This is a genomic window from Candidatus Manganitrophaceae bacterium (assembly GCA_016200325.1).
Taxonomy (GTDB): domain Bacteria; phylum Nitrospirota; class Nitrospiria; order SBBL01; family Manganitrophaceae; genus Manganitrophus.
The window spans coordinates 464,786-477,407 of the sequence record JACQEZ010000001.1 but is presented as its reverse complement, the minus strand read 5'-3'; the positions used below and the strand labels follow the sequence as shown (position 1 = coordinate 477,407).

At 57.4% G+C, this 12,622-nt stretch carries 13 protein-coding genes; 9 read left to right on the top strand and 4 right to left on the bottom strand.

Annotated elements, in window-relative coordinates; genetic code table 11:
* Positions 1-68: 68 nt before the first annotated feature.
* The 4 genes from HY282_02135 to HY282_02120 all read right to left on the bottom strand — a co-directional run bounded on the left by HY282_02135 (position 69) and on the right by HY282_02120 (position 2,391).
* Positions 69-563: a bifunctional nuclease family protein gene (locus HY282_02135; GenBank protein ID MBI3802546.1), complete on the bottom strand. Its 495-nt coding sequence runs from the start codon at positions 561-563 to the stop codon at positions 69-71.
* Between the two features lie 29 nt (positions 564-592).
* Positions 593-1,189: a hypothetical protein gene (locus HY282_02130; GenBank protein ID MBI3802545.1), complete on the bottom strand. Its 597-nt coding sequence runs from the start codon at positions 1,187-1,189 to the stop codon at positions 593-595.
* A 145-nt stretch (positions 1,190-1,334) separates the two neighbouring features.
* Positions 1,335-1,865, bottom strand: a complete 531-nt coding sequence (locus HY282_02125; GenBank protein MBI3802544.1) for a hypothetical protein — start codon at positions 1,863-1,865, stop codon at positions 1,335-1,337.
* Between the two features lie 70 nt (positions 1,866-1,935).
* Positions 1,936-2,391 carry a bifunctional nuclease family protein gene (locus tag HY282_02120; protein ID MBI3802543.1) on the bottom strand — a complete coding sequence of 152 codons (456 nt, stop codon included), beginning with the start codon at positions 2,389-2,391 and terminating at the stop codon, positions 1,936-1,938.
* A gap of 181 nt (positions 2,392-2,572) precedes the next feature.
* Here HY282_02120 and ccsA point away from each other — a divergent pair, with 181 nt between their 5' ends.
* From ccsA to hpt, 9 genes are read left to right on the top strand one after another with little or no spacing between them, the layout of a single operon-like run.
* On the top strand, positions 2,573-3,415 hold the full coding sequence (ccsA, locus tag HY282_02115; GenBank protein ID MBI3802542.1) for a cytochrome c biogenesis protein CcsA: 843 nt from the start codon (positions 2,573-2,575) through the stop codon (positions 3,413-3,415).
* 54 nt (positions 3,416-3,469) lie between these two features.
* Positions 3,470-4,789, top strand: a complete 1,320-nt coding sequence (locus tag HY282_02110) for a glutamyl-tRNA reductase (GenBank protein ID MBI3802541.1) — start codon at positions 3,470-3,472, stop codon at positions 4,787-4,789.
* Entirely contained in the window at positions 4,790-5,989 is a 1,200-nt protein-coding gene (locus tag HY282_02105; protein MBI3802540.1) for a regulator, read from the top strand.
* A gap of 14 nt (positions 5,990-6,003) precedes the next feature.
* Positions 6,004-6,954, top strand: a complete 951-nt coding sequence (hemC, locus tag HY282_02100) for a hydroxymethylbilane synthase (GenBank protein ID MBI3802539.1) — start codon at positions 6,004-6,006, stop codon at positions 6,952-6,954.
* A gap of 21 nt (positions 6,955-6,975) precedes the next feature.
* Complete coding sequence (gene cobA, locus HY282_02095) at positions 6,976-8,529, top strand: uroporphyrinogen-III C-methyltransferase (protein MBI3802538.1); 1,554 nt, start codon at positions 6,976-6,978, stop codon at positions 8,527-8,529.
* A 33-nt stretch (positions 8,530-8,562) separates the two neighbouring features.
* Positions 8,563-9,543, top strand: a complete 981-nt coding sequence (gene hemB / locus HY282_02090; protein MBI3802537.1) for a porphobilinogen synthase — start codon at positions 8,563-8,565, stop codon at positions 9,541-9,543.
* Positions 9,540-10,493 carry a bifunctional riboflavin kinase/FAD synthetase gene (locus HY282_02085; GenBank protein MBI3802536.1) on the top strand — a complete coding sequence of 318 codons (954 nt, stop codon included), beginning with the start codon at positions 9,540-9,542 and terminating at the stop codon, positions 10,491-10,493. Before hemB ends, HY282_02085 begins: the two co-directional genes overlap by 4 nt.
* 16 nt (positions 10,494-10,509) lie before the next feature.
* Positions 10,510-11,982, top strand: a complete 1,473-nt coding sequence (gene tilS, locus HY282_02080; protein ID MBI3802535.1) for a tRNA lysidine(34) synthetase TilS — start codon at positions 10,510-10,512, stop codon at positions 11,980-11,982.
* Positions 11,982-12,524: a hypoxanthine phosphoribosyltransferase gene (gene hpt / locus HY282_02075; GenBank protein ID MBI3802534.1), complete on the top strand. Its 543-nt coding sequence runs from the start codon at positions 11,982-11,984 to the stop codon at positions 12,522-12,524. Before tilS ends, hpt begins: the two co-directional genes overlap by 1 nt.
* Positions 12,525-12,622: the final 98 nt, after the last annotated feature.

Genomic DNA, 12,622 nt, shown 5'->3' with positions numbered 1-12,622 from the left:
GGGAAAGCGATCTGCACCGTTCCGAAAGAGAGGCAAAAGGGAGGGAAGATCGATCGATGGGAGCGTCATTAAGCGTTGTAAGGACCGATGTCTTTCGGCTTCAGCCGCTCGAGCCATTCATCGAGATTCTCTGAGGATTTCCTCCGCAGGACCTCTTCGGTGACATAGATCGGAACGCGGGCGCGGAGGGCGAGGGCGATCGCATCGCTCGGTCGGGCATCGATGGTCATTTCAAAAGGCTCGCCGCTCTCTTCCTCAGCGTGGGCCTCCGTACTTTTTCGGCGCAACAGGTAGAGCGTTGCAAAATAGGTGTTGTTGTTGAGGTCGTGAATGACCACTTTTTCTATTTGAGCCCCCAGGTGCCCCAAGATGTCTTTCAATAAATCATGGGTCAACGGGCGCTGGGGAACGATCCCCTCCATTGCAAAACGGATGGCGTTTCCCTCGGTCATGCCGACCCAAATCGGAAGGAGCTCAATATTTTGCTCATCTTTTAAGATGACGATCTGCGCCTCCGTGTTTGGATCGGAAATAACGGCATGTACTTTTAACGGGATATTCATCCTAACCCCCTATCCGTAAAACGGCGGACCTACGGGATCCGCTTGATCAACCCTCGACTCGCCACCTCGATCGCCTTCTCAAACGTGGCGGGGGCCTGGGGGAAAAACAAAAAGAGATATCCTCTCGACTCTCCGGTCCCCTCCCAAATAATGTCCCCCATTTCGATATCCCAAAGGCGTCCGGTGATTCGAACCTGCGTCGCCCCTTCGACCACCTCCACCCGTTGGAGTTCCGTCTGAAGAAGAAAGCGGGTGCCGAGCGTCTTCTTCACCTCGGGAAAGTCTTTCTCCTGGGCCACCTTCTTAAACGAAACGTCCCCCTGCAGCTTTTCAAAAAGCGGATCCATATGGCTCGCTTTGAACTTCTCACGTCCCTCCTCGGGAGAGATGAGGTGGGTGTGCATCCGCATTTCGGTCATCGCGCGGAAGAAGATCGACTCGGCGGTCTTCGTGTAGGGCCGATTCGCCACACCCTTTGCGGTCATCGGCATGACGGCGATCGTCTCCGTGGAGAGGTTATCCATGTACAACACCCCCCGGCGGTAGTCTTCCCGCGAGAGATCGTCGATGCCGGCGCACCCAAAAAGCACGAGGCTGCAAATCCAGAAAAGAGAGCGTTTCATCATTGGAAAGACACTCCGGGGTTGAACACGCACGCGTCGCATTCCTCTCAGCTTGCTGAGAAGTTGAGATGCGCGATACAAATAGAGTCTTTATCATCCTTTCGGGTCGAAGATTCCCCGCAGCGGGCTGCGGGGAGCTTCAATGCGGCTACGTCCGCCCGATTCGCGTTGAAAGCGGACCCGATATCTCCGCCAGCTTAGGGCGGGCATTTCCGTTTCTCCGACCTTGTTCAAAGTAATAGGCGGCGATCTTGAATTGATATTTATCGAGCGCGCCGGAGACCGTGTGGTCGAATTGGAAAAGTTTCGACCGCGCCCGCTTGTTCTCATTCACGGCGATGACGATTTGAAGATCGGCCTCATCCATGTACTTGATATCTTCCGTACTCAGCGTAACATCGGCCCGGACATCCCGATACATGGTATGAGAATGAAAGTCTCCGATGACGTCGAGCTTGGGGAAATTTTTCAATACTTCGGTAATCAGCGTCCATTTATCCGGCCGGAGTTCAGTCCAGCTATGGCCCCGTTTGACGCTTTGATAAGGGATCGCATGCTCGACAATGAATTTATCGGGATTTCGATATCCTAAAAGAAGACCGAAACACTCCTTCTTATACACCTCCACGGCAGAAAGGATCAAGCCAATGAACACATTCTCGTTCAAATAGACCTGCACCGCTTCCCCTCTTTCCGCTTTCTTGACTTCCTGTGAGAGAAATTTTTGGTACGGAGACCGACGCCGCGATTTAGGTGTCGTATTTTCCGAAGTCTTCAGGCCTTAGATTCTCCAGCCAACGGTCCAGCTCTTCGGAACTCTGCTTCTTGATGACCCCTTCGGTTGCAAAGATCGGGGCATCAACGCGGAGCGCCAGCGCGATGGCATCGCTCGGCCTGGAATCGATTGTGAATTCCGAGTCCCGATACATGAGATGGATCTTGGAGAAATAGGTGTTGTCCTTTAGGTCTGTGACAACAATACTGATGACTTTTGCATCGAGGGAATCCAAGATATTTTTGATGAGGTCGTGGGTCATCGGCCGCGGTGTAAAAACGCCTTCCAGCGCCAAGCTGATCGCATTCGCTTCGGGCTTACCGACCCAGATCGGCAAGACTTCCGTATTTTCTTCGTCGCGGAGAATAATGATATAGGCATTATTATATGGGTCAAACATCAGGCCCCGCACTTTCATTTGGACCAACATGATTGATGTCCTTTTCGCTCCGGAAGATTTAGGTTCAATCTATCACTTTCATCGATTCTTTGTCAATGAATCCCAGGGATGCATGGCTCGTTACAACCCCTTGTTCTCCCATCCGAATTAAGCTTGACACCCCTACTATCGGGGACTATAATGTAGCACCTTCAAGGTGAATTTAATCTCAATGCGAACTGTTTTATTCTTCAAAATCACCCTCCTTTTTTATTTCCTGGGAACGGCCTTTTTCTTGATCAATCTCTGGGATCGAAAAGGAGAACGCACCCGGAAGAATCCACTTTTCGGAGACGCGGCGACTCGGTCTCCTTGGAGTCAGAGGCTTGCCGTCCTCCTCACCGCCGCCGGTTTTATTGCCCATACCGGCGCGTTGGTCATGCGAATTCGGCAGGCCGGCTATGTTCCCTTCACCAGCCTCCATGAAGCGATCTCTTTTTTTTCCTGGGCCATCGTTCTCGTCTTCTTTTTGGTCGAGTTTCGCTATGGGATTGACATCCTCGGCTCTTTTATCCTCCCGCTTGCTTTTCTCTCGCTCGTCTCCGCCGCAGCCCTCCCCGACGAGATCCGCACAATCGACCCGAGTCTCACCAAAATTTGGCTCGGCATCCATACGACTTTCTCACTGCTCGGCATCGTTGCCTTTGCAATTGCATTCATCGCAGGGATTATGTATCTTCTCCAGGAAAGTTTTCTAAAATCCAAACAGTTTAACGCCCTTTATTACAAGCTTCCCTCACTCGATCTGCTGGACGAGTGGAACAAAAAAGCGATCCTCCTTGGATTCCCCCTTCTGACGCTGGGGATTATCTCGGGAGCGCTCTGGGCGCAATATTCCTTCGGCTCGTTTTGGACGCCGACGAATCCAAAACAGGTTCTCTCTTTGGGAACCTGGCTCTTTTATTTGATGGTTCTCCACGGCCGGATCACGATCGGATGGCGGGCGAAGAAAGCGGCGCATCTGGCGATCATCGGGTTTGTAGGGGCCCTCTTTATTTTTGTGACGTTGGCTTAAGCCCTTGAGACACTTCGTGACCGTTCTGAGACACAGCCTAGGAAAGAGAACGCCATGAATATTGTGATCGTTGGCCTCAACCATCGAACAGCACCGGTCGAAATCCGGGAGCGCTTCTCGATCTCGGAAAAACAGATCGGAGAGGCCCTCTATCATCTGAAATCGAGCCCGGCCGTTGAGGAGGCCTTGATCCTCTCCACCTGCAATCGGGTCGAGGTCTGCGCGGTCGTCAAAGAGACCCAGGCCGGATTTGAAGCGATTCAAGATTTTCTGATCCGATACCAGCCGGGCCTTCCCGCCGAGGTCCTCACCCCCTGTCTTTATATGTACGCGGCCGGCGACTCCCTTCGCCATCTCTTCCGCGTCGCCGCCAGCCTCGACTCGATGATCATCGGCGAGCCGCAGATTCTGGGGCAGATTAAAGAAGCGTTCGATCAGGCGATCCTTCACAAAACCACCGGGGTGGTCCTCAACAAGGTCTTCAAGAAGGCGATCTCCGTCGCAAAGCGGGTTCGGACCGAAACGAAGATCGCCGAAAATGCCGTCTCGATCAGCTTCGCCGCGGTGGAGCTCGCCAAAAAAATCTTTGGAAAGCTGACCCACAAATCGGCCCTTCTCATCGGCGCCGGCGAAATGGCGGAGTTGGCGGCGCGGCATTTCGGCAGCAATGGGGTGGAGTCGATCGCCATCGCCAACCGAAGCTATGAGCGGGCGGTCGAATTGGCGAAGGAGTTCAATGGGGTCCCGGTGAAGTTCGAAGATTTCGCGGCGCAGATGGCGCAGTCGGATATCGTCCTCTGCTCCACCGGCGCCCCCCACTATGTGATCGGCGTCGAGGAGGTCTCGAAAGTCATCGCCATCCGTCAAAACCGGCCGATCTTCTTCATCGACATCTCGGTCCCGCGAAACATCGACCCGGCAATCAACAACCTCGACAACGTCTTTCTCTATGATATAGACGACCTGCAGCTGGCGGTCGAGACAAACCTTCGGGCACGGGAGCGGGAGGCGCTTAAAGCGGAGGAGATCATCACGGAAGAGATTGAGCGCTTCTCCCGGTGGTTCAAGTCGCTCGATGCCGTCCCGATGATCGTCGCCCTAAAAGACCGCGCGGAGGAGATCCGCCACGCGGAGGTGGAGAAGATTTTGGGCAAGCTCGGTCCGATCACCCCGGCCCAACGCGAGGCGCTGGAGGGGCTAACCCTGTCGATCGTCAACAAGCTGCTCCACAGCCCCCTGACCGTATTAAAAGAAGAGATGCACTCGACCAACGGCAACATGATTTTAGAGGCGACGCGGCGGCTGTTCCAATTGGAGGAGACCCTCGCCCAGATCGACTCAGAGAAGAAAGAGCTCCCCGAGGACCCTGCTTAAATGAAAGGGGGAATCGGCGCCATCCTCTTTTCCATCCCCTTTCTTCTCTCCCTTCTCGGATGTCGGTTGGATCCCAACCAGCTGAATCAAAAGAACGCCGCCCCGGAAGAGAAGCGGGCCGACCCGCATGCCGGTCTCGGCGCGCTTCAGACACCGCCGGTTCGCGGGCAAAACGACGCCTATTTTTTGTCGGGGAGCTTTACCACCGGGGAGGGAAGTTATGTCCGGTCGCTGCTGGCCGACGGTGATTTCGTCTGGGTCGGCACCTCCGAAGGGGTCGTCCGGGTCGCGCGACGGAGCGGAGAGGCGGTCCAAACCTATACCGTCACCGATGGGCTGAAGAGCCCCTATATCTTCACCATGAAGAGAGACCCCCGCGGCGTCCATTGGTTCGGCACCAACAACGGCGGGCTGAGCCGGTTCGACGGCAAAGGGTGGCGGACCTACCTCCCCTCCGACGGATTGGCCGACTTCTGGGTCTATGGAATTGACTTCGCCGCCGACGGCACCACCTGGATCGCCACCTGGAACGGGGTGAGCCGGTTCGACGGGACCCGTTTCCAGAATTACCATACCGAGGAGGGGCTCGCCAATCGATGGGTCTATGCGCTCGCCGTCGACCGGGACGGATCGGTCTGGTTCGGCACCGAGGGAGGGGTCAACCGACGCGACCCGCAGGGACGATGGACGACCTGGCGGCATCAAGACGGACTCGGGGCGCCGAACAAACAGGGACTCGGCCAGAGCGACAATACCGGGTTTGGGACCCTCTCCAAATCCGAGATGAACGACTACAAACATCGCCACAATCTCTCCATTCTCGATTCAACGGGGAATGAGACCTACAACGAAAATTATGTCTTCTCGATGGCGATCGATCGGGAAGGAAACAAATGGTTTGGAACCTGGGGGGGCGGGGCCGCCCGCTTCGATGGGACCGCCTGGAAGAACTATACGACGGAGGACGGTTTGGCCGGAAACATCGTCTATGCCGTTACGGTCGATCCGGCCGACGGCGCGATCTGGTTCGGCACCAATCACGGCGCCTCCCGCTTCGACGGAACACGCTGGACCAACTTCACCTATCGCGACGGGCTGGCCAATGAGCATGTCTATGCCGTCGCCGTCGACGCCGACCGGCATGTCTGGTTCGGAGAGCGGGGGGGGGTCGATGAGTGGGCGCCCAAGCGGCAGGGCTAGGGGAAACGAACGGAATGGAAACCAAAACGCTAAAAATCGGAAGCCGCGGAAGCAAGCTGGCGCTCTGGCAGGCAGAGTGGGTGAAACACCAGCTGGAGCAGCAGGGGCACAGGGTCGAGATCGTCAAGATCAAGACCACCGGCGACAAGATCCTCGATGTGCCGCTTGCCAAGGTCGGCGGGAAGGGGCTCTTCGTTAAAGAGATCGAGGAGGCGCTGCTGCGCGGCGAGATCGACCTCGCCGTTCACAGCATGAAAGATGTCCCGAGCGAGCTCCCCGCGCCGCTGCACCTCGCGGCGATCCCGAAACGGGAGGACCCGCGCGACGCCCTGATCGGCCGAGCGGAAAAGACCCTCGCCGCCCTTCCCTCCGGCGCCACCGTCGGAACGAGCTCGCTTCGACGTCAAGCGCAGCTCTGGGCCGTCCGACCCGATCTGATCTTCGTGGCGCTGCGCGGCAACCTCGATACCCGTCTTAAAAAGCTGGCCCAAGGAGAGTTCGATGCGATCGTCTTGGCCGCCGCCGGACTTCACCGGCTGGAGTGGGGCGACCGGATCACCGAATACCTCTCCCCGGAAATTTCTCTGCCGGCGATTGGACAAGGTGCGCTTGGGATCGAGTGCCGCCGGGACGATCCGGAGATGAACAGGCAACTCTCTTTTCTGAACGATCCCGAAACCGCCTCTACCGTCACCGCCGAGCGGGCCCTTTTAATCCGGCTCCAGGGAGGCTGCCAGGTCCCGATCGCCGGCCACGCGGTCCTTTCGGAGGGAAGGCTCACCCTCGAGGGACGGGTCGCCAGCCTCGATGGACAGGAGATCCTTCGCGAGCGGCAGGAAGCCTCCGCGGCGGAAGCGGCCGCGCTCGGCGTGCAGGTGGCCGAGGCGCTTTTGTCAAAGGGGGCCGATCAGATCCTCAAAGCGGTCTATGAGGGAGAAAGACCGCCGACGCCGGGAACGCCCTAATCGATCGGAGATCAATACGACATGAAAGAACCCACCCCGCGCAAAGTCGGGCAAGTCGGGAAGGTCTACCTGGTCGGCGCCGGCCCCGGCGATCCGAAGCTGATCACCCTGCGCGGCAAGGAGCTGCTCGCCGAGGCCGATGTGATCATTTACGATTATCTCGCCAATCCGAAGCTCCTTGAATTTGCGCGCGACGACGCCGAGAAAATTTACGTCGGCAAAAAAGGAGGGTCGCGGAGCGAGGCCCACCAGGAAGAGATTCATCGGCGGATGATCGGCGCGGCCAAAGCGGGCCGGTCGGTCGTCCGGCTCAAAGGAGGAGACCCCTTCATTTTTGGCCGGGGGGGAGAAGAGGCGGAAGCGCTCGTGGCGGCCGACATTCCGTTCGAGGTGGTTCCGGGCGTCACCGCCGCCATCGCCGTCCCGACCTATGCCGGCATCCCGCTGACCCATCGCGAAAAAGCGTCGACCGTCGCCTTCGCGACCGGCCATGAAGATCCGCTGAAGGAGGGGAGCCTGATCAACTGGCTGAAGCTCGCCGGCGGGCCCGACACCCTCGTTTTTCTGATGGGGATGGGAAACCTCTCCGGGATCGTCGATCAGCTGATCCGGCATGGGAGAGCCCCGCAGACGCCGATCGCGCTGATCCAGTGGGGAACCCATCCTTTTCAGCGGACGCTGGTCGGTCGGCTCGACGACATCGTCGGCAAGGTGGCGAAGGAAGGGATGCGGCCGCCGGTCGTCATGGTGGTGGGAGAGGTCGTCTCGCTTCGGAATCGGCTGAACTGGTTTGAATTGAAGCCGCTCTTCGGAAAGCGGATCGTCGTCACCCGGTCCAAAGAGCAGGCCCCGGAGTTTGTGGCGCGCCTCGCCGCAGAGGGGGCGGAGGCGATTTCGTTTCCGACGCTTCAGATTGTCGCGCCGCCGAGCTGGGAGCCGCTCGATGCCGCGCTGGATCAAATCGAACGGTACGATTGGCTGATCTTTACTTCGGTCAACGGGGTTCAGTTTTTCCGAAAGCGGCTCGCCGCCCTTCGGAAAGACCTGCGCATTTTAAAAGGAATCTCGCTCTGCGCGATCGGCCCCCGAACGGCCGAAGAGATCGAAGCGTGGGGGCTTCAGGTCGACCTCGTTCCCCCGGAGTTCAAGGCGGAGGGGGTTCTCCAAGCGCTCGATGGGCGGGGAATTGCCGGAAAGCGTTTTTTGATCCCGCGGGCCCTGGAAGCGCGGGAGATCTTGCCGGAAGAGATCCGAAGAAAGGGAGGATCGGTCGACGTCGTCCCGACGTACCGGGCGGTCCGGCCCGACGCGGCCTCCGATGCGATCGAAGCGCTTTTAGAAGAAGAGCGGCCCGACCTGATCACCTTTGCGAGCTCTTCGACGCTGCGGAATTTTCTCGAGATCGTCGGCCCGGCGCGGCGGCACCGGCTCGCAGGCATCCCGATCGCCTGCATCGGCCCGATCACCGCCGAGACGGCCCGGGAATCGGGCCTGACGGTCGATGTCATGCCGAGCGAGTATACTTTTCCGGCGCTGGCGCAATCGATTGTGGATTATTTTGTGAAAAAAAGGTAAATTGGATAGGGATACATTACCTGAGGAGTTTTTATGGGATTTCCAATCCATCGCCCAAGGCGGCTTCGGCAGAGCGAATCGCTCCGCCGGATGGTCCGGGAGACGACCCTCTCCCCCGACGACCTGATCCTCCCTCTCTTTGTGACCGAGGAGAAGAAGGGGAAAACCGAGATCGCATCGATGCCGGGGCAGTACCGCCTGTCTCTCCCGGAGCTGGTCAAAGAGACGGCGGCGGCGGCCCGGCTCGGCATTCCGGCGGTTATCCTCTTCGGCATCCCGCAGGTGAAGGATGCGGTCGGCTCGGCCGCGTGCGACCCGCGCGGGGTCGTCCCCCAGGCGATCCGGGCGATTAAGGACAAAACCCCCGATCTGTTGGTGATCACCGATATTTGCATCGACGAATACACCTCGCATGGTCATTGCGGCGTGGTCCGAGACGGGAAGATCGTCAATGACGAGACCCTGGCGCTTCTCTCCAAGATGGCCCTCTCTCATGTCGCCGCGGGGGCCGATCTGATCGCCCCTTCGGATATGATGGATGGGCGGGTCGGCACCCTCCGGAAAACGCTCGATGAGAACGGTTATGCCGAGACCCCGATTCTTTCTTATGCGGCGAAGTATGCCTCCTGTTTCTACGCCCCTTTCCGGGATGCCGCCAACTCGGCCCCCCAATTCGGCGATCGAAAGAGCTATCAGATGGATGCGGCCAACCGGCGCGAGGCACTGCGGGAGGTCGCCCTCGACATTGAAGAGGGGGCCGACATCGTGATGGTGAAGCCGGCCCTCCCCTATCTCGATATCGTCCGGGACATTAAAGAGACGTTCGATGTCCCGGTGGCGGCCTATCAGGTGAGCGGCGAGTTCTCGATGATTAAGGCGGCGGCCCAAAGGGGATGGCTCGACGAGCGGCGGGCGATGGTCGAGTCGCTGCTGTCGATCCGTCGGGCGGGCGCAGATATGATTTTAACCTATTTTGCAAAAGAAATGGCTCAATTTTCCCAGGAGAAGCAATGAGACTTTTTATCGGCACGGCAAATATTAAACCGATCGAGGCCTATCCGGTCGTCGCAATCGGGAATTTCGATGGACTCCATCTGGGACACCAGGCCATCCTCAGCGAGGCGATTCAGCGGGCCCAGGAAAAAGAAGGGACCTCGGTCGTCTTCACCTTCGAACCCCATCCGATTAAGGTGCTGCACCCGGAGCGCGAGCTGAAACTGCTCAACACATTTCAGATCAAGATGCGGATGATTGAGGCAACCGGCGTCGACGTTGCGTTCAGCGCAGAGTTCAACAAAACCTTCGCGCAGCTCAGCCCTTATGATTTCGCGAAGATCTATCTGCACGATAAAATCGGCGCCAAAGAGGTGGTCGTCGGCCGCAATTTTCAATTCGGCAAAGACCGCGCCGGAAAGGTGGACGATCTGATTGCGTTTGGGAAAGAGCTCGGATTCTCGGTCATCGTGAAAGATCCGGTCCTGGTCGACGATCTCGTCGTCAGCTCTTCAAAGATCCGGGAATTGATGCGGGAGGGGAATGTCTATCTTGCCGCCCGGATGATGGGCCGGTATTACTCGATGGAAGGGAAGGTCCTTCAAGGGGATGGAATCGGGAGGAAACTCGGTGTGCCGACCGCCAACTTCCGACTTCCGAACGAGCTTGTCCCGAGGGAGGGGGTGTATGCGGCCCGCGTCGCGACACTGAAGGCCGAAGGGTACGTCACCCTCGATGGGATCGTCTATATCGGAACCCGGCCGACCTTCGGACAACACGAGACCCGGATGGAAGTCCATATCTTCGACTTCAATGACGATATCTACGGAAAGCGGCTTCTCGTCACCTTCATCGACTTAATCCGTGGCGATCAGAAATTTGAATCGCCGGAAGCGCTGACCGACCAGATGAAGAAAGATATCGAACAGGCAAGGGAAATCCTCAAAGAGCGGGGCGCCGTCCCGATGTAACCGCATCCAAGGAAAGATGATCTCTCTTCGTAAAAAACAGCCGCTCCTCGAAAAATTTTCACAGCGCATTCAGACGTTCCCCCTGAAACCGGGCGATAAAATTATGGCCGCCGTCTCGGGGGGGGCCGATTCCGTTTGTCTCCTTCATCTCCTCAGGCAATATGCCCGCCGCAACCGACATCCCCTCCATGTCGTCCACCTCAACCACGGCTTCCGACCGGAGGCGATAAAGGAGGCCGACTTCGTCAAGGGACTTTGTGAGGCATGGGAGATTCCGGCGACTTTCTCCTCCCTCCCCGTCCCGCAAATTTGCAAGGAGCGCCGGCTCTCCAAACAAGAAGGCGCCCGGCAGGTACGATATGCCTTTTTTGAAACCATCGCGGAGGAGGTCGGGGCGCGATGGATCGCCCTCGGCCATACCGCAGACGATCAGGCGGAGACCTTCTTGATGCGGCTGCTGCGGGGGGCGGGGCCGGAAGGGCTCTGCGCGATCCCCCCGATGCGGGCGGGGAAAATTATCCGCCCCCTTCTGACGATTACCCGAAAGGAGATTCTCGACGCACTCTCAGAAGCAGACATTCCATTCATGGAAGATCCGTCAAACCGGGAGATGATTTATTTAAGGAACGACCTCCGCCACCGGCTCCTCCCCTCTCTCGAGAGATACAATCCTAAAATCAAAGAAGCGCTGGTTAAGACGTCGCAGCTTCTCCAAGATGAGAACGATTTCCTGACCCGGTATATGATCGACGAGATTATGCCGAAACTAGACATTGAGATGGGACCGGAGATCATTCGGATCGATCTGACCTCCCTTTGCTCGCTTCACCCCGCCTTGCAGCGCCGTCTGCTTCGATGGGGACTGGGCCGGCTTCAGCAAGACCTCCGCGGGATCGGCTTCGAACAGATCGAGCAAGTTTTGTCGAAAGCGCTCTCCGGCGCCCCCGGACGGCGTTGGATTTTTCCAAAGGGACTGCAGATCGAGAAGGGATACACACAGCTGATCCTTCGGAAGACCGTACAGGGACAGAGAGCCGTAGGCAATCGGCCGCCGGCGACGTTCGTTCCCTCTTCGGATCCGATCGACCTTTCCGATTGGGATCTTCGATTAACGCTCTCTCTACATCCGAAAGGAATCGTTTCTTTTTCCCCTTGCGTCGCTTCTTTCGACTTTGATAGAATCTGCCTTCCTCTGACCCTTCGAGGCTGGAGGCCGGGAGATCTTTTCATCCCGGCCGGGATGGGCGGCAGACATAAGAAACTTCAAGATCTGTTTGTCGATGCCAAGATTCCGAGATCGGAGCGGGGCTCGATTCCGATTCTGACCTGTTCGGACGGAATTTTGTGGGTGGTCGGCTTACGGGTCGACGATCGGTATCGGGCCACCGAGAAGACCAAAAAGGTATTGACCGTGCGGGTTCAACCGATCACGACCGATTCGGCGCACGATTCGGATGAGCCCCCAATGCCATTCCCAGAGGAGCAGTAATGGAAGAACGGATCTTTGGAAAACCGATGATCACGCAGGAGGAGATGCGAAGGCGCATTCAGGAGCTGGGGCTGCGGATTGCGCAAGATTATAAGGACAAAGATCTCCTGATGGTCGGTGTGTTGAAGGGGGCCTTCCTCTTCTTTGCCGATCTGGCCCGCGCCATTCCCCTTCCGCTTCGTGTCGATTTTCTGGTTGTCTCAAGCTATGGGAACAAGAAAAAAAGCGCCGGAGCGGTCAAAGTGATCTCCGACCTTTCCCAGGATGTAAAGGGTCAGGATGTGCTGATCGTCGAAGACATTATCGATTCCGGCCTAACGCTGACCTTTTTGAGGAAGAAGTTTATGGCCCGGAAACCGAACTCGCTCCGATTCTGTACGCTGCTAGATAAACCGGAGCGTCGTCAGACCGATGTGACGGTCGATTATGTCGGCTTCACCATTCCCAACAGATATGTGGTTGGGTATGGGCTTGATTACGAGAATAAGTATCGAAACCTCCCCTATATTGCGGTCCTCGACAGTATTTATGAGGAAACCTAACAGACAGATGTGACCGGCGTCGACGTTGCTCCAGAGGGAGTGGAAAACCCTATTTTTCCTATAAAAATCGGGGGACTGGCTTTCCCGTTGGAACGGGT